Source organism: Variovorax ureilyticus (genome assembly GCF_037889935.1).
GTDB classification, from domain to species: domain Bacteria; phylum Pseudomonadota; class Gammaproteobacteria; order Burkholderiales; family Burkholderiaceae_C; genus Variovorax; species Variovorax ureilyticus.
In genome coordinates this window covers 1-24,150 of the sequence record NZ_JBBKZU010000008.1, presented here as the reverse complement: position 1 = coordinate 24,150, position 24,150 = coordinate 1, and the positions used below count along the sequence as shown (strand labels likewise).

General features: G+C 68.2%; 22 protein-coding genes and 1 pseudogene. 16 read left to right on the top strand and 7 right to left on the bottom strand.

Annotated elements, in window-relative coordinates; translation table 11 throughout:
* Positions 1–109: 109 nt before the first annotated feature.
* The 3 genes from treZ to WKW77_RS18850 all read left to right on the top strand — a co-directional run bounded on the left by treZ (position 110) and on the right by WKW77_RS18850 (position 7,482).
* On the top strand, positions 110–1,966 hold the full coding sequence (treZ, locus tag WKW77_RS18860) for a malto-oligosyltrehalose trehalohydrolase (protein WP_340358401.1): 1,857 nt from the start codon (positions 110–112) through the stop codon (positions 1,964–1,966).
* The gene (gene treY, locus WKW77_RS18855; RefSeq protein ID WP_340358400.1) at positions 1,959–7,109 is read left to right on the top strand and encodes a malto-oligosyltrehalose synthase; all 5,151 of its coding nucleotides are present in this window, start codon (positions 1,959–1,961) and stop codon (positions 7,107–7,109) included. The genes treZ and treY overlap by 8 nt, the downstream gene beginning before the upstream one ends.
* A gap of 103 nt (positions 7,110–7,212) precedes the next feature.
* Positions 7,213–7,482, top strand: coding sequence for a hypothetical protein (locus tag WKW77_RS18850; RefSeq protein WP_340358399.1), 270 nt, complete (start codon positions 7,213–7,215; stop codon positions 7,480–7,482).
* Positions 7,483–7,486: 4 nt separating this feature from the next.
* On the opposite strand, the gene WKW77_RS18845 is transcribed toward WKW77_RS18850, so the two are convergent.
* From WKW77_RS18845 to badH, 7 genes are all read right to left on the bottom strand, one after another.
* The gene (locus WKW77_RS18845) at positions 7,487–7,720 is read right to left on the bottom strand and encodes a hypothetical protein (RefSeq protein ID WP_422823229.1); all 234 of its coding nucleotides are present in this window, start codon (positions 7,718–7,720) and stop codon (positions 7,487–7,489) included.
* 69 nt (positions 7,721–7,789) lie between these two features.
* On the bottom strand, positions 7,790–8,569 hold the full coding sequence (locus WKW77_RS18840) for an enoyl-CoA hydratase-related protein (RefSeq protein ID WP_340358662.1): 780 nt from the start codon (positions 8,567–8,569) through the stop codon (positions 7,790–7,792).
* Positions 8,570–8,583: 14 nt separating this feature from the next.
* On the bottom strand, positions 8,584–9,582 hold the full coding sequence (locus WKW77_RS18835; RefSeq protein WP_340358398.1) for a Bug family tripartite tricarboxylate transporter substrate binding protein: 999 nt from the start codon (positions 9,580–9,582) through the stop codon (positions 8,584–8,586).
* A 34-nt stretch (positions 9,583–9,616) separates the two neighbouring features.
* Complete coding sequence (gene aliA / locus WKW77_RS18830) at positions 9,617–11,260, bottom strand: cyclohexanecarboxylate-CoA ligase (protein ID WP_340358397.1); 1,644 nt, start codon at positions 11,258–11,260, stop codon at positions 9,617–9,619.
* Between the two features lie 26 nt (positions 11,261–11,286).
* Positions 11,287–12,438, bottom strand: a complete 1,152-nt coding sequence (gene aliB / locus WKW77_RS18825) for a cyclohexanecarboxyl-CoA dehydrogenase (RefSeq protein ID WP_340358396.1) — start codon at positions 12,436–12,438, stop codon at positions 11,287–11,289.
* A gap of 40 nt (positions 12,439–12,478) precedes the next feature.
* Positions 12,479–13,261, bottom strand: a complete 783-nt coding sequence (badI, locus tag WKW77_RS18820; RefSeq protein WP_340358395.1) for a 2-ketocyclohexanecarboxyl-CoA hydrolase — start codon at positions 13,259–13,261, stop codon at positions 12,479–12,481.
* 187 nt (positions 13,262–13,448) lie between these two features.
* Positions 13,449–14,216 (bottom strand): 2-hydroxycyclohexanecarboxyl-CoA dehydrogenase, encoded by a 768-nt coding sequence (gene badH / locus WKW77_RS18815; protein ID WP_340358394.1) that lies wholly within the window; start codon positions 14,214–14,216, stop codon positions 13,449–13,451.
* Positions 14,217–14,352: 136 nt separating this feature from the next.
* Here badH and WKW77_RS18810 point away from each other — a divergent pair, with 136 nt between their 5' ends.
* The 13 genes and pseudogenes from WKW77_RS18810 to WKW77_RS18750 all read left to right on the top strand — a co-directional run.
* Entirely contained in the window at positions 14,353–14,862 is a 510-nt protein-coding gene (locus tag WKW77_RS18810) for a MarR family winged helix-turn-helix transcriptional regulator (protein ID WP_422823228.1), read from the top strand.
* Positions 14,863–15,027: 165 nt separating this feature from the next.
* On the top strand, positions 15,028–15,192 hold the full coding sequence (napE, locus tag WKW77_RS18805) for a periplasmic nitrate reductase, NapE protein (protein ID WP_340358393.1): 165 nt from the start codon (positions 15,028–15,030) through the stop codon (positions 15,190–15,192).
* Positions 15,193–15,280: 88 nt separating this feature from the next.
* Positions 15,281–15,607: a chaperone NapD gene (locus WKW77_RS18800; RefSeq protein WP_340358392.1), complete on the top strand. Its 327-nt coding sequence runs from the start codon at positions 15,281–15,283 to the stop codon at positions 15,605–15,607.
* Positions 15,591–18,083 carry a periplasmic nitrate reductase subunit alpha gene (napA, locus tag WKW77_RS18795; RefSeq protein WP_340358391.1) on the top strand — a complete coding sequence of 831 codons (2,493 nt, stop codon included), beginning with the start codon at positions 15,591–15,593 and terminating at the stop codon, positions 18,081–18,083. The genes WKW77_RS18800 and napA overlap by 17 nt, the downstream gene beginning before the upstream one ends.
* Positions 18,084–18,249: 166 nt before the next feature.
* Entirely contained in the window at positions 18,250–18,708 is a 459-nt protein-coding gene (locus WKW77_RS18790) for a nitrate reductase cytochrome c-type subunit (RefSeq protein WP_340358660.1), read from the top strand.
* A 12-nt stretch (positions 18,709–18,720) separates the two neighbouring features.
* Entirely contained in the window at positions 18,721–19,308 is a 588-nt protein-coding gene (locus tag WKW77_RS18785) for a NapC/NirT family cytochrome c (protein WP_340358390.1), read from the top strand.
* 3 nt (positions 19,309–19,311) lie between these two features.
* Positions 19,312–19,956: a cytochrome c biogenesis heme-transporting ATPase CcmA gene (gene ccmA / locus WKW77_RS18780; RefSeq protein WP_422823227.1), complete on the top strand. Its 645-nt coding sequence runs from the start codon at positions 19,312–19,314 to the stop codon at positions 19,954–19,956.
* A gap of 3 nt (positions 19,957–19,959) precedes the next feature.
* Positions 19,960–20,628, top strand: a complete 669-nt coding sequence (gene ccmB, locus WKW77_RS18775) for a heme exporter protein CcmB (RefSeq protein ID WP_340358389.1) — start codon at positions 19,960–19,962, stop codon at positions 20,626–20,628.
* A gap of 6 nt (positions 20,629–20,634) precedes the next feature.
* Positions 20,635–21,396 carry a heme ABC transporter permease CcmC gene (gene ccmC / locus WKW77_RS18770; protein WP_340358388.1) on the top strand — a complete coding sequence of 254 codons (762 nt, stop codon included), beginning with the start codon at positions 20,635–20,637 and terminating at the stop codon, positions 21,394–21,396.
* Positions 21,397–21,411: 15 nt separating this feature from the next.
* Positions 21,412–21,552: a heme exporter protein CcmD gene (gene ccmD, locus WKW77_RS18765; protein ID WP_340358387.1), complete on the top strand. Its 141-nt coding sequence runs from the start codon at positions 21,412–21,414 to the stop codon at positions 21,550–21,552.
* Positions 21,549–22,028: a cytochrome c maturation protein CcmE gene (gene ccmE / locus WKW77_RS18760; RefSeq protein WP_340358386.1), complete on the top strand. Its 480-nt coding sequence runs from the start codon at positions 21,549–21,551 to the stop codon at positions 22,026–22,028. Before ccmD ends, ccmE begins: the two co-directional genes overlap by 4 nt.
* Positions 22,025–24,016, top strand: coding sequence for a heme lyase CcmF/NrfE family subunit (locus tag WKW77_RS18755; protein WP_340358385.1), 1,992 nt, complete (start codon positions 22,025–22,027; stop codon positions 24,014–24,016). Before ccmE ends, WKW77_RS18755 begins: the two co-directional genes overlap by 4 nt.
* Positions 24,013–24,150, top strand: a pseudogene (locus WKW77_RS18750) (DsbE family thiol:disulfide interchange protein); the annotation flags it as partial. The gene WKW77_RS18755 and the pseudogene WKW77_RS18750, both read left to right, overlap by 4 nt.

Here is a 24,150-nt window from a genome sequence, read left to right as displayed (position 1 = left end):
AAGGGGGCTCGCAACGTAGTGCGTAGCACGGAGGTTACCCAATGAGCCGCCGGGCCGCCCCAAGGCGAATACCGAAGCGCCGCTGCGCGAAGGTGCCTCAATGAGACACATGCACGCCATGCCTTTCGGCGCCGAGCCCGTGGCGGTCGGCCGCGGGGTGCGCTTCAGGCTCTGGGCACCCAGCGTGCCCACGGTGGTGCTCGAATGGTCGCTGGCGGGTTCGTGGCGCGAGGCCGCGATGCAGCGCACGCCGGATGGCTGGCACGAATGCGTCGTCCCGGAAGCCGGCACCGGCGACCGCTATCGCTACCGCCTGCCGGACGGCCTTCGTGTTCCCGACCCGGCGTCGCGCCGCAACCCCGACGACGTGCACGGCCCCAGCGAGGTCGTCGACCCGCGCGAGTACGCGTGGAGCGACGACGAATGGACAGGCCGCCCGTGGCGCGAAGCGGTGATCTACGAACTGCACATCGGCGCCTTCACGCCCGAAGGCACGTTCAAGGCCGCGCAGCGCCGGCTCGCGGATCTCGCGGCGCTCGGCATCACGGCGGTCGAGCTGATGCCGCTCGCCGACTTTCCCGGCAAGCGCAACTGGGGCTACGACGGCGTGCTGCCCTTCGCGCCCGACGCGGTCTACGGCACCCCGTCGGAACTCAAGGCCTTCGTCGGCGCGGCGCACGGGCTGGGCCTGATGGTGCTGATCGACGTGGTCTACAACCACTTCGGACCCGAAGGCAACTACCTGCACGCCTACTGCCCCGAGTTCTTCAACCCCGAACGGCAGACGCCCTGGGGTGCGGCGATCCACTTCGACGGCCCCGGCTCGCGCACCGTGCGCGACTTCTTCGTGCACAACGCGCTCTACTGGATCGAGGAATACCGCTTCGACGGCCTGCGCATGGACGCTGTGCACGCGATTCACGACCGCTCGGCCACACCGATCGTCGAGGAGATCTGCGCCGCCCTCCAGCAGGGACCGGGTCGCCATCGCGAGATCCACGTGGTGCTGGAGAACGACCGCAACGAAGCGCACCGGCTCGAACGCGATTGGGACGGCAGCCCACTCGTCGCGACCGCGCAGTGGAACGACGACCTGCACCACGCCGCCCACGTGCTTTTGACCGGCGAGACCGACGGCTACTACGCCGACTACGCGCAGCGGCCGCTGGAACAGTTCGGACTCGCGCTCGCGCAGGGCTTCGTCTACACCGGCCAGCCCTCGCCGTTCAGGGGCGGCGAAGCGCGCGGCGAGGCCTGCGAGCACCTCCCGCCGGCCGCCTTCGTCTCCTTCCTGCAGACCCACGACCAGATCGGCAACCGCGCATTCGGCGAACGCATCGATGCGTTGACCGACCCGGTCCGCCTGCTGGCGGCGCGCGCCTGCGTGCTGCTCTCGCCGCACACGCCGATGCTCTTCATGGGCGAGGAATACGCCGCGCTGACGCCCTTCCACTACTTCTGCGATTTCGGACCCGAGTTGGCAGCGGCGGTGGCCGCCGGCCGCCGTGAGGAGTTCGGCGCCTTCGCATCGTTCTCCCGCGACGGAAGAAAGCGCAGCCTCCCGGACCCGAACGCCGAAGCGACCTTCCTCGCATCGCACCTCGACGAGGCCCAGCACCGCTCCGGCTGGCATGCGGAGGCGCTGCGCGAGATCGGCGGGCTGCTCGTGCTCCGGCAGATCGAGCTCGTGCCGCGCTTCGGCACCGGAACGCACGTGCTGAGTTGGTCCTGCGAAGGCGATGCGCTGCGCATCGTGTGGAAACTCGACGAAGGACACCGGGACGGCCACCCGTCGGCCCACCTTCACCTGATCGCCAATTTCGGCAAGACGACGAATCGCGTCGCATGGCCGCCGGGCCGGATCGTCCACATGCTGCGGGCGATGGAAGTGGCCGGCGACAAGGCGGCGCTCCAGTTGCAGCCCGGTGGCGTGTGCGCATCCATCGACGAGGCGTGGCATGAATGAACCCAACCCCCTGCCGCCACACGAGGCGCAGGCGCTTCTCGCGCTGTGCCGGCGCCACGGCATCGCCACCGAATACACGGATGCCTTCGGGCATCGGCATGCGGTGTCCCACGAGGCGCTCGCGACGCTGCTCGCCGACGCGGGCTTCGTCGCGCATTCCGGGTCAGCGGCTGCTTCGGGAGGGGATCTCCCCTTCGCCGCAGCGCAGGCGACCGCCGCACGCGATGCCTGGCGCCATCCGCTGCCGCCGGTCCAGGTCGTCGTCTTCGGCACCGACCGGTTCGCGGTCGACGTGCGCCTGCCCAGCCAGCTCGCACACTTCAAGTGGCGCATGGTGGACGAGAGCGGGGTCTTCCACGAAGGCGCGGTGCGCACCGAGCAGCTCGAGACGATCGACCGCGCGTCCTTCGACGACGAGGCCTACGCCCACTACCGCCTGCCGCTCGCGCTTACGCTGCCGGAGGGCTATCACCGGCTGAGTCTGGTCGGTTTTCCCGGGGAGACCCTCCTGGTCTGCGCGCCCGCGCACTGCCACCAGCCGGACGCCTTGCAAGGCGATGGGCGCATCTGGGGCTTCACGCTCCAGCTCTACGGGTTGCGGTCGCGGCGCAACTGGGGCATCGGCGACTTCAGCGATCTCGCGGACTTCGCCGAGCATGCCGCACGCGAAGGCGCCGACGTGGTGGGCCTCAACCCGCTTCATGCACTGTTTCCGCACAACCCGCTGCACATCAGCCCCTACAGCCCGTCGTCCCGCGCGCACCTGAACGTGCTCTACATCGACGTCGAGGCGGTCGCGGACTTCCGCGATTGCGCGCCGGCCCGCGAGCGCGCGCAATTGCCGGCCTTCCAGGCGCGGCTGTCGGCATTGCGCGCCGCCCCGTTGATCGACCATCCCGGCGTGTCGGCCGCCAAGCACGAGGTGCTGCGCCTGCTCTATGGGCACTTCCGCACACGCAAGCCGGCCGATGCCGAAGCCGCCGCCTTCGGCCGCTTCCGCGAACAGGGCGGCGACGCGCTGCACCAGCATGCGCTCTTCGAAGCCCTGCAGGCGCACTTCCATGCGGTCGACGACGCCATCTGGGGCTGGCCCGAATGGCCGCCCGAGTTCGGCGATCCGTCCTCGCCCGCCGTGGCCCGCTTCGCGGTGGAGCACGCGGAAGATGTCGGCTACTACGAGTACCTGCAGTGGCAAGCCGCGCGGCAGCTCGACGCCGCAGGCGAACGGGCGAAGGCGGCGGGCATGAGCCTCGGGCTCTATCTCGATCTGGCGGTGTCGGTCGATCGTGCAGGCTCGGATGCGTGGCGGCACCGCCGCACCTTCGCGCTGGCCGCGCGCGTCGGCGCGCCGCCCGATGCGTTCAATCCGCAAGGCCAGGACTGGGGCCTTCCCCCCTTGCGGCCGGACCGCCTGCGAGCATCGCAGCACCGCATCTTCATCGAGGCGCTGCGCGCCAACATGCGCGGCGCCGGGGCGATCCGCATCGATCACGTGATGATGCTGATGCGCCTCTTCTGGATCCCCGCGCAGGGCACCGCGCGCGACGGCACCTACGTGGGCTACCCGGTCGAGGAGCTGTTCGCGATCCTCGCGCTCGAAAGCCGGCGGCACCGCTGCCTCGTGATCGGCGAAGACCTCGGCACCGTGCCCGAGGCGATGCGCGAGACGCTCGGCCGCTACGGCGTGCTGTCCTACCGGCTGCTGTACTTCGAACGCGATGGCGCGGGCCGCTTCCGGGGGCCCGCGGAGTACCCGCGCCAGGCCGTCGCCGCGGTGAGCACGCACGACCTGCCGCCGCTCGCGGGCTGGTGGTCGGCGCACGACCTGAAGGAAAGGCGGGCGCTCGGCCTGATCGACGACGCCGCGCTCGAACGCCTGCGCGGCGAACGCCGCCACGACCGCGAGCGCCTGGTCGAAGCCGTACGCGCCGACGGCCGCGAATCGCTGCAGGCCAATGGAGACGCCGAGTCGCCGCCCGGCGCCGACGATGCGGCGGCCTTGCATGCCTTCCTCGCGCGCGCGCCGTGCAGCCTGATGATGGCGCAGCTCGAAGACGCGCTCGCGCAGGTCGAGCAGCCCAACCTCCCCGGCACGACGATCGAGCATCCGAACTGGCGCCGCAAGTACGCGCAGCCCGTCGAGACGCTGTGGGACGCGGAGACGATGCGCAAGCTCGGTGCGGCGCTGGTGCGCGTGCGCCCGCAGCCGGATCGCACGACGGTGGAACGCGGCCGCGCACCGGCGCGCGTGCCCCGCGCGACCTACCGCCTGCAACTGCACGGCGGCTTCGACTTCGACCAGGCAGCACGCATCGTCCCCTACCTGGCGCGCCTGGGCATCAGCCATGTCTACTGCTCGCCGATCCACCGCGCGCGGCCGGGCAGCATGCACGGCTACGACGTGGTGGCGCACGACGAGATCAACCCCGAGCTCGGCGGCATGCCGGCATTCGGGCGCTTCACGCGCGCCCTGCGAAGGCACCGCATGAGCCAGCTCATCGACCTGGTGCCGAACCACATGGGCGTGCTGGGCACCGACAACCGGTGGTGGATGGATGTGCTCGAACACGGCGCGGCGTCGCGCTATGCGCGGCACTTCGACATCGACTGGCATTCGCCGACGCCGGGCCTGCTGGGCAAGGTGCTCGTGCCGGTGCTGGGCGCGCCGTATGGCGAGGTGCTGGAACGCGGCGAGCTGCGTCTCGAATGGAACGCGGCCGAGGGCTCGTTCGGCATCCGCTATCACGACCACCGCTTCCCGCTCGCGCCCAAGAGCCACGCCGCCATCGTCGAACGCGCGGTGCAGTTGTGCCGCGAAGACTGCGGCGACCTGTCCCTGATGAACGGCACCGCCTGGGCGTTCCGCGAGCTGCCTAGCGCGGCCCCCGCCTCACGCGACGGATGGGACGAGCGCGAGCGTGACCGCCAGCGCCTGAAAGCGCAACTCGCGACGCTGGCGGGCAGTCGCCCGGCGATCGCGCAGGCCATCGCCGAGGCGGTCGAGGCGATCAATGCACCGCGTCAGAAAGATGCCCTGCACGCGCTGATCGACGCCCAGTCCTACCGGCTCGCCTACTGGCGCACCGCGGCGGACGAGATCAACTACCGCCGCTTCTTCGACGTGAACGAGCTCGCCGCACTGCGCACCGAGCGCGAAGCCGTCTTCGAAGCCACGCATGCACTTGCGCTAGACCTCGCGGCGCGCGGCTGGGTCGATGGGCTGCGCATCGATCACCCCGACGGGCTGCTCGACCCGGCGCAGTACTTCCAGCGCCTGCAGGACGGCTTCGCGCTGCGCTGCGGCGAGCCCAAGGGCGTGGCCGGCGCGGACGGACGGCCCTCGAGACCGCTCTACGTGGTGGCGGAGAAGATCGCGGCGCCGCATGAGGAAGTGCCCGAGGCCTGGGCCATCCACGGCACCACCGGCTATCGCTTCGCCAACGTGGCGAACGCGGTGCTGGTGGAGCGCGGATCGGCGCGGCGGCTCGACAGGATCTGGCGCTCCTTCACCGGCACGGGCGCTCGCTTCGACGAGATCGTGCGGCAGGCCAAGCAGGAGGTGGTGCGCGGGGCGCTCGCCTCCGATCTCGAAGTGCTCGCACTCGCGCTGCTGCGCATCGCCAAGAGCAGCTGGCGCAGCAGCGACTACACGCTCAACACGCTGCGCGAGATCATCGCGACCGTCGCAGCGTGTCTCTCGGTCTATCGCACCTACAACTCCGATGCCTCGACCGCGCAGGACCGCCACTACGTCGACCAGGCCGTCGAGATCGCGCGCGAGAAGCTGCAGCTGCCGGAGGATTCGGTCTTCGGCTTCGTGCGCAATGCCTTGCTCGGCCACGCACCGGAAAGCGCCGACGCGGCCGTGTCGCGCATGGCGGTGCGATTCGCCCGCCGCTTCCAGCAGTTCAGCGCGCCCGCGGCCGCCAAGGGCATGGAAGACACGGCGTTCTATCGCTACTTTCCGCTGAGCTCGCTCAACGAGGTCGGCGGCGAGCCCGACCGCATCGGCATGTCGCTCGCCGAGTTCCACGAAGCCAGCGCCGACCGCCAGCGACGCTGGCCGCACACGATGCTCGCCACGTCCACGCACGACAACAAGCGCTCGGAGGACGTGCGGCTGCGCATCGACGTGCTGTCGGAGTGCCCCGCACTCTGGCGACTCGCGCTGCGCCGTTGGCACGCGATGAACGCACCACATCTCGGCGCAGTGTCGGCCATGCACGAGTACCTGCTCTACCAGACGCTGCTCGGGACGATGGACCCCGCCGGCCTGGACGCGGGCGCGGATGCGCGCGAGATGTACCGCGACCGCATCGAGCGCTACATGCTGAAGGCCGCGCGCGAAGGCAAGCGCGGCACATCGTGGACGCATCCCGATCCGGGCTACGAGGAATCGCTCTCGCGCTTCGTCTATGCGGTGCTCGCGTCGCATCCCGACAACCGCTTCCTCGGCGAGATGCGCCGTGCAGCAAGCGCGCTGGACCGCTACGGCGCGCTCAATGGCCTCAGCCTCGCACTGCTCAAGTTCTGCTCGCCGGGCGTGCCGGACATCTACCAGGGCTGCGAACTCATCGATCGCAGCCTCGTCGACCCGGACAACCGCCGCGCGGTGGACTATTCGCTGCGGGAAAGCCGGTTGCAGGAATTGCAGTCCGTTGCATCCCGTGACGACCTGGCATCCGGCGTGCACGCCCTCGTCGACACCGTGACCGACGGCCGCGCCAAGCTCTGGCTGATCTGGCGCCTCCTCGCGCTGCGAACCCAGGACGCCGAGTTCTTCCGCGAAGGCAGCTACGAGCCGCTCGAAGTGCAGGGGCCGCGCGCGCGGCACCTCGTGGCCTTCCTGCGGCGACATCGCGGACGCGTGCTGGTGGCGGTCGCGGTGCGCTTCTTCGCCACCCTCGACGGTCCCGCCGTCTGGCGCGCGACCGGCACCGGCAGCGGCTGGTCCGCCGGCGCCTGGGAAGGCGCCGAGCTGCACCTGCCGCCCGGAACCGGTGCGCTCGAATTCGACGATTGCATCACGGGTATCCGGCACGTGGCACACGACGACAGGCTGCCGGTGGCACAGTTGCTGTGCTCCTTTCCTGGAGCCGCGCTGGTCGGCGGCGAGCCTGCTGACGCCCGAAACGGTCCGTAGGACGTGACCTACAAACGGACGCGACGCCCGCCACTCCCGCGCGCTGCCGGGTGGAGTATTCGAGGTTCCCAATGCAGACGGTCAATTCGAGACGGAGACATCCATGGCAGCAGAGGCCATCTATTGCTTCGATACCGCATCGGTGCGGTTCGCGATCTACCCGGAAGGCGGCGGCCGCTTCGTGGCGGAAATCGCCGAAGACCCCTTGAGGGACTTCTTCGGGGCGGACGGCGGCGGCGACAGCCTGGTGCAGGCCTACGAGTGCAACGCAGGACTCATCAACATGCTGGCGATCGAGCGCCATCTCTCGAGCGGCGGCCGCCCGGTGCGCCTGGAGTCCTCGGACTTCGAGGTGCTGGAGCACGACGGCTGAGCTCTCAGGCGCCGCCACCCAGGCCGATCGGTACGCCGAGCCGGCAGGCAAGGTCTGCGGCGTCGAAGGGCGCGGAGACCTTCGAGTCATTGTCGAAGTAGCAAAAGACGTCCCTGCTCCCGAGCCGGGGCGCAGGTTGAGACGATGCCTTGTGCGCGTCGGCGACCTGGCGGCCGTGGCGCCATGCCTCGATGCGCCGCGCCGGGTGGCGGATCTCCATCGCGTGCCGCAGGCGCATGCGGGGCGCCGCGCCGACCCCGAACGCGAACGCAGGCCTACGCCGAATGCGAGGGCGGCGGCGACCGGCTCAGCGATGCCTGAAGACCGGCTCGCGCTTCTGGAGGAACGCCTTCATGCCCTCGTGCGCGTCGTCGCTCGCGAAGCGCGCATGCAGTTGCCGGCGCTCGAATCCGATGCCCTCGGCGAGCGATCCCTCGAAGGCGCGGTTGACCGATTCCTTGATCGCGATCAGCGCCGGCAGCGAGAAGGCGGCGATCTTCGCGGCCAGGGCGAGCGTCTGCGGCATGAGCTCGCCGTCCGGCACCACGCGCGAGACGAGGCCGTAGCGATCGGCCTGCTCCGCGTCGAGCATGCGCGCCGACAGGCACATGTCCATGGCCTTCGCCTTGCCGATGGCGCGCGGCAGCCGCTGCGTGCCGCCGGCGCCGGGCAGCATCGCCAGCTTGACCTCGGGCAGCGCGAACTTCGCGCTCTCGGCCGCGACCACGATGTCGCACGAGAGCGCCAGCTCGCAGCCCCCGCCCATCGCGAAGCCCGCGACCGCGGCGATCACCGGCTTGCGCACGCTGCGGATGGTCTCCCAGTTGCGCGTGATGAACTCCGACTTCACCACGTCCATGTAGCTCCAGTCAGCCATGGCCGCGATGTCGGCGCCGGCGGCGAAGGCCTTCTCGCTGCCCGTGATCACGATGGCGCCGATCGCCTCGTTGGCATCGAAGGCGCGCAGAGCATCGCCGAGCGCATCCATCAGCGCGTCGTCGAGCGCGTTCATCTGGCGCGGCCGGTTGAGCGTGATGAGGCCGACACGGCCGTGCATCGCCGTAAGAACGGGCGCTTCCTGTTCCATCAGAGCCTGCGCGTTCATTCGACGACGATCTTCTGTTCGCGGATCAGCGTGCTCAGCCGCTGGCTCTCGTCGGCGAGCAGGGCCTTGAATTCGGCCGGACTCATCGCGGCAGTTTCCGCGCCGAGGTCCGCATAGCGCGACTTGACGGCCGCCTGCGCCATCGCCTTGCCGAGTTCGCGGTTGAGGCGGGCCACGATCTCCGGGGCGGTCCCGTTGGGCGCCCACAGGCCGAACCAGATGTCGAGGTCCGCGTCCTTGAACCCGAGCTCGCCCACTGTCGGCACCTCCGGGAAGAACGGCGAGCGCCTGGCGCTCACGATGCCCAGCAGTTTGACCTTGCCCGCCCGGATGTGCGGGAACGCGATGCCCGGGTCGCAGACGAAATCGGCCTGGCCCGACATCACGTCCTGCAGCGCGGGCGCGGCGCCGCGATACGGGATGTGCGTGATGTAGGTGCCCGACGCCACCTTGAACATCTCGCACGCCAGGTGCGGCGGCGTGCCGGTGCCGGCGGATGCGTAGGACATCTTGCCGGGCTGCGCCTTCGCGAGCGCGACCAGGCCCCGCGCGTCCCTGGCCGCGAGCTGCGGCTTCGACACCAGGTACATCTGCGTGCGGCCGATGGTGCCCACCGGCGTGAGATCGCGCGACGGCAGGATGCTCGACTTGAACAGCGACGGGTTCGCCGTCTCGACCGAGGTCGGCGCAATGAGGAAGGTCTGCCCGTCGGGTGCCGCGCGGATCACTTCGGCGGCGGCGATGTTGCCGCTCGCACCGGGCTTGTTGTCGATGAGGACCGGCTGCCCCAGCGACTCGGTGAGCTGCTGCGCGAGGATGCGGGCCATCACGTCGGTGCTGCCGCCGGGCGCGAAGCCCACGACGATACGCACCGGCCGCGTGGGCCAGGCGCCCTGCGCATGCGCCGCGCCGATGACGCCCAAGCCGATGGCCAACGTCGCGCAGGCCGCACGGGTCGCACAGGCTGCTATCGCGCGCTTGAATCGATTGCTCATGTTCCTTGTCTCCGTTCGTTCTTGCAGGTTGGGTTCACGCCGATTCGCCGCGCAGCATTTCGCGCAGCCTGAACTTCTGGATCTTTCCCGACGGCGTCGAGGGCATCGCGTCGCGCACCACGAGGCGCTCGGGGATGTACTGCAGCGCCACCTTCTGGTGCTTGAGGAAGTCGACGATCGACGGCAGGTCGATGCTCTGGCCCGGCCGCGGCACGACCACTGCGCAGGCCCGTTCGCCAAGGCGCTCGTCCGGGTAGGCGACGATGGCCGCCATCTGCACCGCCGGGTGGCGGTACAGCAGCGCTTCGATCTCCACCACCGGCACGTTCTCGCCGCCGCGGATGATCACGTCCTTGCTTCGCCCGGTGATGCGCAAATAGCCGCGCTCGTCGATGCGCGCCATGTCGCCGGTGTCGAACCAGCCGTCCGCATCGGTGCCGTTGAGGTGCGGCCGCTTGAGATAGCCGCCGAAGTTGGAGCACGCACGCAGCATCAGCTCGCCCGACTCGCCCGGCGGCAGCGCGTTGCCGTCCTCGTCGACCACCTTGATCTCCACGCCCGGCAGCGGATGACCGTCGGTGTTGAAGGCGCGCTCCTCATCGTCGCCCAGTTCGATCAGGGTGACCGCGCCGTTCTCGGTCATGCCCCAGGCCGAGACGATCTTGGTGCCGAGCACGCTGCGCGCCTGCTCCACCAGCGGCCCGGGAATCGGCGCACCCGCGCAGAGGAAGGTGCGCAGCGAGGGCACCGCGCCGCCGCCTTCGGCCACGGCGCGCGTGAGGTCGGTGAGGAACGGCGTCGACGCCATCGTGAAGCTCGCGCCTTCGGACTGGATCAGCGCCACCGCGCGCACCGGGTCCCAGATGTCCTGCAGCACCGCGCTCGCCTTGAGCATGATGGGCATCATCAGGCCATACATGAAGCCGGTCTGGTGCGCCATCGGCGAGGCCATGAGCACGACGTCGTCGCTCCCCAGTTGCAGCCGCGCGGCGTACGGAATGATGTTCGCCATCGTCGTGTTGGCGGTGTGCATCACGCCCTTGGGCTCGCCGGTGGTGCCCGAGGTGTAGATGAGCTGCATCACGTCGTCGGGGCCCGGCCGGCTGCGCGAGAGGATGTCCTTCGCATCGGCGGCTTCTTCCCATGCAGGACCGCTCAGGAGGGCCTCGAAGCTGTTGTCGCCGCTCCCGCCGACCACGACCACCTGCCTGAGTTCGGGCAGATCCGGCTGCAGGCCGGTCAGCATGGCTTCGAAGTCGAAGCCCCGGAATCGCTTCGGCACGATCATCACCTTGGCCTCGCCGTGCCTGAGCATGAACGACAGCTCGCGCTCGCGAAAGATGTGCATGACCGGATTCACCACCGCACCGATGCGTGCGCACGCGAGGCAGGTGAGCGTGAACTGCCACCAGTTGGGCAGTTGGCACGCGACCACGTCGTTGCGCCCGACGCCGAGCCTCGCGAGACCCACGGCGATGCGATCGGCCATGCGCGCCATTTCGCGGTAAGTGAAGCGCGTCGTGTCGCCCTCCTCCACACGCAGCGCGGTGAGCGCAAGCTTGTCGGGGCAGGCCGCAACGCAATCGTCGAGGTCGTCGTTGATCGTGCGGTCATGCCACAGGCCCTGCGCGACCATGCGCTCGCGGCGCGGCGCGATGAGTACGGCGTCGAATTCCATGCTTCTTGTCTCCTCGTTGTTGTTGATCAGGCCGGCACCGCTTCGCGTCCTGCGCGGGTGCGGGCAATGATGGTTTTCATGATCTGAGCGGTGCCGTCGCCGATCTGGAAGCCGAGCACGTCGCGCAGGCGCTGCTCCATCGGGCCACGGTCGTAGCCGCCATGACCGAACATCAAGAGGCACTGGTGGATCACGTCGTAGGCGAGCTTCGGTGCCCACCACTTGCACATCGCGGCCTCGGCGGTGTGCGGTGCGCCCTTGTCCTTGAGCCAGAGCGTCTGCAGGCACAGGAGGCGCGCGGCCTCGACCTGCGTATCGAAATCGGCCAGCGGATGCGACACGCCCTGGAAAGCCGACAGGGGCTTGCCGAAGGCTTCGCGCTGCGCGACGTATTCCCAGGTCTCCTCCAGCGCCACGCGCGCGACGGCCAGCACCTGCAGGCCGATCAGCGCGCGCGAGAAGTCGAAGCCCTGCATCACCTGCACGAAGCCCTTGTTCTCTTCGCCGAGGCGGTGGTCGACCGGCACGCGCACGTTCTCGAAGAAGAGCGATCCGCGCCCGATGGCGCGCTGCCCGTGACAATCGAAGCGGTTGCGGGTGATGCCCGGCAGGTCCATCGGCACCAGCAGCGCGGTCACGCCGTGCGCACCCGATTCGGCGGTGCCGGTGCGGCCGAACACCACCGCCGCGTCGGCCTGGTCGGCGGCGGAGATGGAGGTCTTCTCGCCGTTGATGACGTAGTCATTGCCCACCCGCTCGACGCGCAGGCGCAGGTTGGCCGCGTCCGATCCGCCGCGCGGCTCGGTGAGCGCGATGGCGAAGAGCGCCTCGCCGCGCGTGAGTTTCGCAAGCCAGGGCTGTGCCACTTCGGGCTGCCCGTGGTGCGAGAGGATCTGCCCGTTGAGCGAGGCCAGCAGATTCACGTAGCTCAGGCTCAGGTCGGCGCGCGCGATCTCTTCATGGATCACGCCGGCCGCGAGGCAGCCCATGCCCTGGCCGCCCTGCTCCTCGGACAGTTCGGGCGCGATGAAGCCCATCTCGCCCATCTCGCGCATCAGCGCACGGTCGAGCACGCGCGTCCTGTCGCGCTCCAGAAAGCCCGGCGCCACGCGGCCGGTGGCGAAGCGGCGCGCATGCTCGGCCAGCGCCGCGAGGTCTTCGTCGATGTAGGGATTCATGTCGTCTCCTTGGAAGGCGCGAAGCGCCTCAGGGGGTTGTTCACTTCACGTACTTGCGGAACTCGGGCTTGCGCTTTTCCTTGAGGGCGGCCACGCCCTCGCGCGATTCGTCGGTGTCGTAGTACAGCTTCAGCGCGTACATGCCCATGCCCGCGATGCCGGCCTGGTGGGCGGTGTCCATGTTGAAGCTGCGCTTGGCGATGGCGATCGCGGTCGGGCTGCGCTCGCAGATGGTCTCGGCCCACTCCTGCACCGTCTCGTCGAGCTTCTCGGGCGGCACGCAGATGTTGGCCAGGCCCATCGCGACGGCCTCCTGGCCCGAGTAGCGCTTGTTGAGATACCAGATCTCGCGCGCCTTCTTCTCGCCGACGACACGCGCGAGGAACGCAGTGCCGTAGCCCGGATCGACCGACCCCATCTTCGGGCCGACCTGCCCGAAGATCGCTTTCTCGGAGCAGATGGTCAGGTCGCAGATGGTGCACAGCACGTTGCCGCCGCCGATCGCGAAGCCCTGCACGCGTGCGATCACGGGCTTGGGCACGTCGCGGATCGCCGTGTGCAGCTCTTCCATCGGCAGGCCGATGGTGCCGCGGCCGTCATAGTTGCCGTCATGCGCGGACTGGTCGCCGCCGGTGCAGAAAGCCTTCTCGCCCGCGCCGGCCAGCACGATGGCGCCGACGCTCTTGTCGTAGCCTGCCTTGTTCAGCGCCTTGATGATCTCGTCGCAGGTCTGGCCGCGAAACGAGTTCATCTTCTCGGGCCGGTTGATCGTGATCCAGGCCACGCCGTTGCGGTTCTCGTACAGGATGTCTTCGAATTCCATGATGGTCTTTCAATGAGAGTTCAAGGGATGAAGCCGCCGCGCTTCGCACGGCCGGCGGCGAATGAAACCGTCGCAGCCCAGCCCAGGGCGCCCGCGGAACCGGCTTCGCCGGGCCGCCGGGCGCGCCCCCGGAGAGGGGGTTGGCGAAGCGACACGAAGTGCGCGAAGCCTGGGGGTGAACGTCATTTCAGCCGTTCATCGTCAGGCCGCCCGAGACGCTCAGCACCTGGCCGGTGACGAAGGCGGCGTCGTCGCTGGCGAAGAAAAGAATGGCGCCCGGCAGGTCGTCGGGCTGGCCGATGCGGCCGAGCGGGATCGAGCGTGTGAAGGCTTCCATCAGCTTCTCGGGATTGCCGGCGCCTTCCTTGTAGTCGGCGAAGAGCGCGGTGTCGGTCGGCCCGGGGCAGACGACGTTGACGGTGATGCCGTGGCGGGCGTGTTCGCGGGCGATGGTCTTGGAAAACGCCACCAGGCCACCCTTGCAGGCCGCGTACACCGCTTCGCCCGAGGAGCCGACGCGCGCTGCATCCGACGCGATGTTGACGATGCGGCCCTTCTTGCGGCTGGCCATGCCGGGGAGCACGGCGTGATGCATGTGCAGCGCGCCGGTCAGGTTGATCGCGATAAGTTTGTCCCACTGCGCCGGTTCGGTCTTCGTGAACGGCTTGAACACGTCCCAGCCGGCGTTGTTCACCAGCACGTCGATCGGGCCCAGCGACCTCTCCGTTTCGGCAACCGCGGCATCGACGCTGGCGCGGTCGGTGATGTCGCAGCGGAAGGCCTGCGCGCGGCCGCCTTCGTCGCGGATCTGCGCGGCGACCTTTTCTGCCGCCTCGGGGTTCAGGTCGTAGATCGCGACTTTCGCGCCTTCGCGAGCGAAGCGGCGGCAGGTCGCCCCACCGATGCCACCGCCGCCACCGGTCACCACCACGGTCTTGCCTTCGAATCTCTGCATGTCGGGTCTCCTTGCGTCTGAATGCTTGCTATCGTCGGAACAGTTCAGCCGTCGGCCGTCTGCATATACGTCAATGTGTTGTCACATTATTGGCGATGCGGTTGACGCTTTGCAAGCGCTTTTTTGTGGAAATTTCATGAACCAACCTAGGGAAAACAAGGATGCCGCACGAATGGAACTCGCCAATCGCGTGTTCTTTCGGCTCTATCAATGTGCAAATATGTTGCACAAAACAGGAACCAAGGCCGTCGAGACCCACGGGCTGACGACGCAGCAATGGGCGGTGCTCGGCGCGCTGTCGCGGGAACAGGCCGAGGGCGGAATGAGCGTGGGCGATCTGGCGCGCTACCTGATGGTCAGCCGGCAGAACCTGTCGGGCCTCCTCAGCCGCATGGAGCGCGACGGGCATGTGAGCATCGCGCCGGACGGCCGCGATCGCCGCTCGCGACTGATCACCATGACCGTGTCGGGACGGCACGTCTGGCTGAAGGAAGCCCTGCCGAAGATCCACGACTACTACGATGAAGCGCTCGCAGGCTTCTCGGTGAACGACATCAGCCACACGCTCCACTACCTGCTCAAGATGCTCGAGAACATGCAGCGCGTGGACCAGATGCAGGGCGGCTCGGCGGACGCCGGCGAATAGCCATGCCGCCTTGCGGCAAGCGCGTCAATTGCCCTTTGGTGCAAGCTCGACGAGGCGCAAGAAGGTATCTTCACCTTCCTTGACAAGCCCAGGGTGCTTGCCTTTAATTTGCCCCGTACTGCTCATCAGCCAGCAGGGTTGATCCACACAGGAAGGACGACCACGATGGAAACCAAGGATGCGCTCGACCCGCGGCGCAAGAAAGAGGAGCTTCGCAGCTTTCTCTTCCTGACCGCCGTCATGGTTCCGGTCCTGTCCGTGATCGTCGTCGGCGGCTACGGATTCTTTGTCTGGATGTACCAGCTCGTGAGTGGCCCTCCTACGCACTAACGGCGGTGCGCGGGTGCAATCGAAAGGAGCCGGGCGCCTTGTGCCCGCGGCTCCGCACACCCATGGTCCCGACAGCAGGAGAACCACAGTGTCAGTCGCCAGGCGCCCCATCCCCATCGAGCCCGAACGGCATGCCGACGAATGGCATATCGCGGGCGTCGTCGTGCACGCCGATCCGGCAAGGCTGGGCGAAGTGCGTGCCGCCATCGACGCGATGGCCGGCGCCGAGATCCATGCGGGCAACGATGCGGGCAAGCTGGTGGTGACGCTCGAGGCGCCCACCATGCGCGCGATCGCCGCGCACCTCGAATACCTGCATCGGCTGGACGGTGTTCTGTCCGCCGCCCTCGTCTACCAGCACAACGAGGACGCCGATTCCATGGAGGAGGAGATGACCGATGACCACGCGCCGTGACTTCATCAAACGCACCGCGGTCGCCGCAACCGCATCGGTGGCCGGCGTGACGCTGCCGGCCGACGCGGCGAACTTCGTCACCGACGGCGACATGACCAAGCTCAAGTGGTCGAAAGCGCCCTGCCGCTTCTGCGGCACCGGCTGCGGCGTGACCGTCGCAGTCAAAGACAACAAGGTGGTCGCGACGCAGGGCGATCCGCAGGCCGAGGTCAACAAGGGCCTGAATTGCGTGAAGGGCTACTTCCTCTCGAAGATCATGTACGGCAGCGACCGGCTGACCCAGCCGCTGATGCGCCAGAAGAACGGCAAGTACGACAAGGACGGAGAGTTCAAGCCCGTCACCTGGAACCAGGCCTTCGACCTGATGGAGCGGCAGTTCAAGCGCGTGCTCAAGGAAAAAGGGCCGACGGCCATCGGCATGTTCGGCTCGGGCCAGTGGACGATCTGGGAAGGCTACGCCGCCTCGAAGCTCTACAAGGCCGGCTTCCGATCCAACAACATCGACCCGAACGCGCGGCACTGCATGGCCTCGGCGGTCACCGGCTTCATGCGCACCTTCGGCGCCGACGAGCCGATGGGCTGCTACGACGACTTCGAAGCCGCCGACGCCTTCGTGCTGTGGGGCTCGAACATGGCGGAGATGCACCCGATCCTGTGGACCCGCGTCGCCGACCGGCGCCTGAGCGCGCCGAAGACGAAGGTGGCGGTGCTGTCGACCTTCACCCATCGCTCGTTCGACCTCGCGGACCTGCCGATCATCTTCAAGCCGCAGACCGATCTGGCGATCATGAACTACATCGCCAACTACCTGATCCGCAACAACAAGGTCAACCAGGACTTCGTCAACAAGCACACGGTGTTCAAGCAGGGCGTGACGGACATCGGCTATGGCCTGCGGCCCGAGCACCCGCTGCAGAAGGAAGCCAAGAACGCCGGCGATCCGAACGCGTCGACGCCGATCACCTTCGAGGACTTCGCGAAGTTCGTCTCCAAGTACGACGCCGCATACGTCACCAAGCTCTCGGGCGTCTCGAAAGAGCATCTAGACCGGCTCGCCGAGCTGTATGCGGACCCGAACGTCAAGGTGATGTCGTTGTGGACCATGGGCTTCAACCAGCACACGCGCGGGACCTGGGCCAACAACATGATCTACAACCTTCACCTGCTGACAGGGAAGATCGCGACGCCCGGCAACAGCCCGTTCTCGCTCACCGGCCAGCCGTCCGCCTGCGGCACCGCGCGCGAGGTCGGCACCTTCTCGCATCGCCTGCCGGCCGACCTGCTGGTGGCGAACCCGAAGCACCGCGAGCACGCCGAAGAAATCTGGAAGCTGCCCGCGGGCACCATCCCCGACAAGCCCGGCTACCACGCGGTCCTGCAGAACCGCATGCTCAAGGACGGCAAGCTCAACGCCTACTGGGTACAGGTCAACAACAACATGCAGGCCGCGGCCAATCTGCAGCAGGAAGGCTGGCCGGGCTACCGCAACCCAGACAACTTCGTCGTGGTGTCGGATGTCTATCCGACAGTGACCGCATTGGCAGCCGACCTCATCCTCCCGAGCGCGATGTGGGTCGAGAAGGAAGGCGCCTATGGCAATGCCGAGCGCCGCACGCAGTTCTGGCATCAGCTCGTCGATGCCCCGGGAGAGGCTCGCTCGGACCTCTGGCAGCTCGTGGAGTTCTCCAAGCGCTTCAAGATCGAGGAAGTGTGGCCGGCGGAGCTCATAGAGAAGCAGCCCGAGGTCAAGGGCAAGACGATGTTCGACGTGCTCTTCCGCAACGGGCAGGTCGACAAGTTCCCGCTGAAGGACACCAACCCCGAGTACGCCAACGCCGAGGCGAAGGCCTTCGGCTTCTACATCCAGAAGGGTCTGTTCGAGGAATACGCGATGTTCGGCCGCGGCCACGGCCATGACCTCGCGCCCTTCGACATGTACCACGAGGCACGCGGGCTGCGGTGGCCGGTGGTCAACGGGCAGGAAACCCGCTGGCGCTATCGCGAAGGCAGCGATCCCTACGTGAAGGCCGGCACCGGCTTCCAGTTCTACGGCAACCCGGACGGCAAGGCGGTGATCTTCGCGCTGCCCTACGAGCCGCCGGCCGAGTCGCCGGACAAGGAATATCCGTTCTGGCTCGCGACCGGCCGCGTGCTCGAACACTGGCATTCGGGTTCGATGACGCGGCGCGTGCCGGAGCTCTATCGCGCGGTGCCGAACGCAGTGTGCTTCATGCATCCCGACGATGCGAAGAAGCTCGGCCTGCGGCGCGGCGTCGAGGTGGAGATCGCTTCGCGGCGCGGCAAGATGCGCACTCGGGTCGAGACACGCGGGCGCAACATGCCGCCGCAAGGGCTGGTGTTCGTGCCGTGGTTCGACGCGAGCCAGCTGATCAACAAGGTCACGCTGGACGCGACCTGCCCCATCTCGTTGCAGACGGACTTCAAGAAATGCGCGATCAAGATCACCAAAGTCTAGACATATGTTGATCACCCCCAGCCTCGCCCACTTCGTGTGGCTCTGCACCCCCTTCCAGGGGGCAATCCCGGCGGCCCGGCAAAGCCGGTTCCGCGGGATTCCTGGCCTGGGCTGCGGCCATTGCGCTGCTCAGTACGATGGACTTGCGTGGCGCACCCTGTGCGCGATGCTGCTCGTCGCCTTCTCGGCCCTGCTCTTCGCGTCCGCCGCGCATTCGCAGGGCCTGGTCGACTCGATGCGCGGCCCGACGCCGATCCCCGAACAGACCAAGCCGCCGCCGATCTTCCCGACCGAGAACAAGGACGTCCGGCGCACCCGAAACTTCGCGATGCAGCCGCCGACCATCCCGCACACCATCGAAGGCTACCAGGTCGACAAGGAGTTCAACCGCTGCATGTTCTGCCACGCGCGCACGCGCACGCAGGAGACCGGCGCGATCCCGGTGAGCATCACGCACTACCAGGACCGCAACGGCAACATGCTGGCCGACGTCTCGCCGCGCCGCTACTTCTGCACCCAGTGCCATGTGGCGCAGGCGGATGCGAAGCCGCTCGTCGGCAACAACTTCGTCGATGTCGAGCAGTTGCTCAAGCGCAAGCCCGGCGTGCTGGGCTCGACCAAGTAGCGCGGGCCGGCCATGTTCAAGCTGATCAAGCGCTACTGGATCACGATCAACCGGCCCAGCGCCTATTTCAGCCTGGGTTTTCTCACGCTGGGCGGCTTCGTCGCCGGGGTGATCTTCTGGGGTGCGTTCAACACCGCGCTCGAACTGACGAACACCGAGGCCTTCTGCACCGGCTGCCACGAGATGCGGGACAACGTCTATCCCGAGTTGCAGACCACCATCCACTACACCAATCGCAGCGGCGTGCGCGCGCGATGCCCCGACTGCCACGTGCCGCACAACTGGACCAGCAAGATCGCCCGCAAGATGCAGGCCTCGAAGGAGGTCTGGGGCAAGATCTTCGGCACCATCAGCACGCGCGAGAAGTTCCTCGACCACCGGCTGGTGCTGGCCCAGCACGAGTGGGAGCGCATGAAGGCCAACGACTCGCTCGAATGCCGCAACTGCCATGACTACCAGTCGATGGACTTCACGCGCCAGAGCCCGCGCGCGCAGGCCATGCACTCCACCTTCCTTGCGAATGGCGAGAAGACCTGCATCGATTGCCACAGGGGTATCGCCCACCGCCTGCCCGATGTGGCCCAGGCCAAGGAACCCTAGCGCGTGACCGATCGCTCGGACGACTCCGTCATCGAATCCGGCCTCTCGGCCCGCGGGCTCGGTTTCAGCCGCGCCGGGCGACCTGTTTTCAGCGGCATCGATTTCAAGCTCGGCCCCGGCGAGCTTCTGCAGGTGACCGGTGCCAACGGCAGCGGCAAGACGAGCCTGCTGCGCGTGCTGAGCGGCCTTCTGCCACCGGAGGAAGGAGAACTGCGCTGGCACGACCGGCCGGTGCGCAGCGGCGAATCCGGCTACCTGCAATCGATGGCCTACGTGGGACACACCGACGGCATCGACCCGGACCTGAGCGCCACCGAGAACCTGCAGTTCGCAATGCGCGTGGCGGGCGACACGCCGTCGGTCGAGCGGATCGAGGCCGCATTGGCATCCTTGGGCATGGCCAAGGCCATGCATGCGCCCGTGCGGACCCTGTCGCAAGGCCAGCGGCGCCGAGTGGCGCTCGCCCGCCTCGCGCTGCTGCCGCGCGCGCTGTGGCTGCTGGACGAACCGCTGACGTCGCTCGATGGGCACGCAGGCGAATGCTTCCGCGAGCAACTCGATGCGCACCTGCGCGCGGGCGGCATCGCGGTCGTCGCCACGCACCAGCCGCTGGCCGCCCGCGGCCGCGCGCTGAACCTGGGTGGCTAGGCGATGGGCAGGCTCTTCACCGCCATCGTGCTTCACGACGTTTCGCTCGCATGGCGGCGGCGCGGCAGCATCCTGTCGTGCCTGCTGTTCTTCGTGATCGCGAGCAGCCTGTTCCCGCTGGCGATCGGACCCGATCCGCAGCAGTTGCGCGCGCTCGCGCCGGGCATCCTGTGGGTCACGGCGCTGCTCGCGTCGATGCTTTCGCTGTCGCGCCTGTTCTCGCAGGAGTACGCGGACGGCAGCCTCGACCAGCTCCTGCTCTCGCCGCACCCGCTGGCGCTGCTGGTGCTCGCGAAGATCTGCGCGCACTGGGTGACCAGTGGCCTGCCGCTGATGCTGCTCACGCCGCTGCTTGCGCAGCAGTACGGCCTGCCGGTGTCTTCGGCCCTGCTGCTCGCCGTCTCTCTGCTCATCGGCACGCCGGTGCTGAGCCTGATCGGCAGCGTCGGCGCGGCGCTCACGCTGGGCTTGCGCGGCGGCGCGGTGCTGCTGTGCATCCTGGTGCTGCCGCTGTGCGTTCCGGTGCTGATCTTCGGTGCAGGCGCTGGCGCGGCGGCCGATGCCGGGCTCGACGTGGCCCCGCAGCTCTCTTTGCTGGGCGCGTGCCTCGCCCTGTCGCTTTTCCTTTGTCCGATCGCCACCGCAGCCGGTCTGCGCATCGCGATGGAGTGAACATCGATGAGCCATCTGCTGAACGCATCGCCCCGCGCCGCTGAAGCGGCAATCCCTTCGCGCCGGCCATGGTTCGCCCTTGCCTCGCCACGACGCTTCGATCCGCTCGCGCGCCGATTCGCGCCGTGGTTCTTCGCGGCCGCGATCGTGTTCGCGCTCGCGGGACTCTGCGTGGGCTTCCTCGTCGCACCGACGGACGCGCAGCAGGGCGAGGTGTACCGCATCATCTTCATCCACGTGCCTGCGGCGTGGATGTCGATGTTCATCTACCTCGTGATGGCGATGTACTCGGCGCTGGCGCTGGTCTTCCACACACGGCTCTCGTCGATGATGGCCTCCGCGCTCGCGCCCACCGGTGCGATGTTCACGGCGATCGCACTGGCCAGCGGCGCACTGTGGGGGCAGCCCACATGGGGCACGTGGTGGGTGTGGGACGCGCGGCTCACTTCGGAGCTGCTCCTGCTCTTTCTTTACCTCGGCTACATGGCACTCGAAGCGGCGATCGACGAGCCACGCCGCGCGGAGCGCGCCTGCGCGGTGCTGGCGCTCGTGGGCTCGCTGAACGTGCCGGTCATCTACTACTCGGTGCGCTGGTGGAACACGCTGCACCAGGGCGCGTCCGTCAGCCTCACCGCGGCGCCATCGATGGCGATGACGATGCTCGCCGGGATGCTGCTGATGACGCTGGCCTGCTGGATGTATTCGATCGCGGTTGCGTTGGTGCGGGTGCGATGCATCCTGCGTGAGCGCCGCGTGGTGGGCGATTGATCCAGAAAGAAACGCATGGACTGGTTTGCACAACTTCTATCGGGCGGCCACGCGAGCTACGTGGGTGCCGCCTTCGGCATCACGGCGGTGCTGGTCGCGGTCGAACTCGTCGCGCTGCGGCTGCGCTTCAAGGCAGCAGGGGTCGATCGCCCATGACCATTCGGCAACGACGCCTCTTCATGCTGGTCGCCGCGCTCGCCTGTGCGGGTGTGGCGGTGGCGCTGGTGCTCAATGCCTTTCGGTCGAACCTCGTTTTCTTCTTCAGTCCCTCGCAGGTGGCGGCCCACGAAGCGCCGGCCGCGCGCACCTTCCGTCTGGGGGGCCTCGTCGAAGCGGGATCGCTCCGGCGCGAAGGCGACGGCCTGACGGTGCGGTTCGTCGTGACCGATACCGCGCATACCGTGCCGGTGGTCTATCACGGGCTCCTGCCCGATCTCTTCCGCGAAGGAAAGGGCGTGGTTGCCAATGGCAGGCTCGGCGGTGACGGCGTCTTCGTCGCGAAGGAGGTGCTCGCGAAACACGACGAGAACTACATGCCGCCCGAAGCCGCCGATGCACTGAAGAAGGCCGATCAGGTGCGACGCCAGATGGTCGATGCGAGCGACACCACGCCGCATCCGAAGAAGCCATGAACGCAGAGCTCGGCCACTTCTGCCTCATCGTCGCGCTGCTCGTCGCGGCGGTGCAGGCCGTGCTGCCGCTCGCCGGCGCGGCGACCGGCAGAAGCGGCTGGATGGCCGTGGCCCGCCCCGCCGCGCGCCTGCAGGGCACGCTCGTGCTGGCAGCGTTCGTCTCTCTCACGTGGGCCTTCGCGGACAGCGACTTCAGCGTGCGCTACGTGGCGGCCAATTCCAACAGTGCCCTGCCGCTGGCCTACCGCATCACCGCGGTCTGGGGTTCGCACGAAGGCTCGATGCTGCTGTGGACGCTGATGCTCTCGCTCTGGTCGGTCGCGGTGTCTCTCTTCAGCCGGCGGTTGCCGCCTGCGATGGTGGCGCGGGTGCTCGGCGTCATGGGTGCGATCAGCGTCGGCTTCCTGCTTTTCCTGCTGTTCGCGTCCAACCCCTTCCTTCGGCTGCTGCCGCCCGCGATGGAAGGACGCGATCTCAATCCGCTGCTGCAGGACCCGGGCATGGTGCTGCACCCGCCGATGCTCTACATGGGCTACGTGGGCTTTTCCGTGAGCTTCGCCTTCGCAGTCGCGGCCCTGGTCTCCGGCCACTTCGATGCGGCATGGGCACGCTGGGCGCGGCCGTGGACGCTTGCGGCCTGGGCCTTTCTCACCACCGGCATCATGCTCGGCAGCGCCTGGGCCTACTACGAGCTGGGCTGGGGCGGCTGGTGGTTCTGGGACCCGGTCGAGAACGCGTCCTTCATGCCCTGGCTCGCGGGCACCGCGCTGATCCACTCGCTGGCCGTGACCGAAAAGCGCGGCGCGTTCCGGGCCTGGACGGTGCTGCTCGCGATCTTCACCTTCTCGCTGAGCCTGCTCGGCACCTTCCTCGTGCGTTCGGGGGTGCTGACGTCGGTGCATGCCTTCGCGGTCGATCCGCTGCGCGGCACCTTCATCCTGGCACTGCTCGGGCTGGTGACCGGCGGCGCACTGCTGCTCTTTGCCATGCGCGCGCCCGCCCTCGCAAGGCGCACCGAGTTCGCGGCGGTGTCGCGCGAAGCCCTGCTGCTGGCCAACAACGTGCTGCTCGCGGTGGCCGCCGCGACGGTGCTGCTCGGCACGCTCTATCCACTGCTGGTCGACGTGCTGGGCCTCGGCAAGATCTCCGTCGGGCCGGCGTATTTCGAACAGGTCTTCGTGCCCCTGATGGCGCCCGCGGTCCTGCTGATGGGGGCCGCGCCGCTGATGCGCTGGCGCAGGAGCGAGCTGGCGGATGTGACGAAGCGGCTGCGCTGGTCCGCCGTTGCCAGTCTTGCGATCGCGCTCGGCCTTCTGGCGGTGCTGCGGAATGCCTCCGCGCTGACCGGGCTCGGGCTGACGCTCGCTTGCTGGGCCGTCGCCAGCGCGGTCGCAAGCCTGGGCGACCGCCTGCGCCATCAGGGCGGCCGCCGGCTTGCCGCACTTCGCCAGCTGCCGGCCGGCTATGTCGGCATGCTGCTGGCCCATGCCGGCGTGGGCGTGTTCATCGCCGGGGTCACGCTGGTCAGCAGCCAGGAGAGCACGCGCGAGCTGCCGATGAAGATCGGCGACACGGTGGAGGTGGCAGGCCATGCCTTCCGCTTCGATGGCGTGGCGCCGGCCGTCGGACCCAACTACGAAGCACTGGTCGGCACGCTGACCGTGACACGCGACGGCCACCCGATAGCAACGCTCTCGCCGGAACGGCGCGTCTACCGCAGCCAGCAGATGCCGACCACCGAGGCCGCCATCGACGTCGGCCTGACGCGCGATCTCTACGTCGCCATCGGCGAATCGCTCGGGGAGCACGGCTGGGCGGTGCGGCTCTACGTGAAGCCCTTCGTCGGCTGGATCTGGGCCGGCTGCCTGCTGATGGCCGTCGGCGGCCTGCTTGCCGCGAGCGACCGGCGCTATCGACTGGCAAGACGCGCGAGCGTTGCCGGCAGCACTGCGCCCGCGGCCCTCGTACCCGGCGAGGCACAGGCATGACCCGCTTCCTGCTGCCGCTCGGCGTGTTCCTCGCACTGGCCATCGCGCTCGCGGCCGGGCTGAGCCGCGACCCGCGCGCGCTCCCTTCGCCGCTGGTCGGCAAGCCCGCGCCCGCCTTCGAGCTGCCGCTGCTC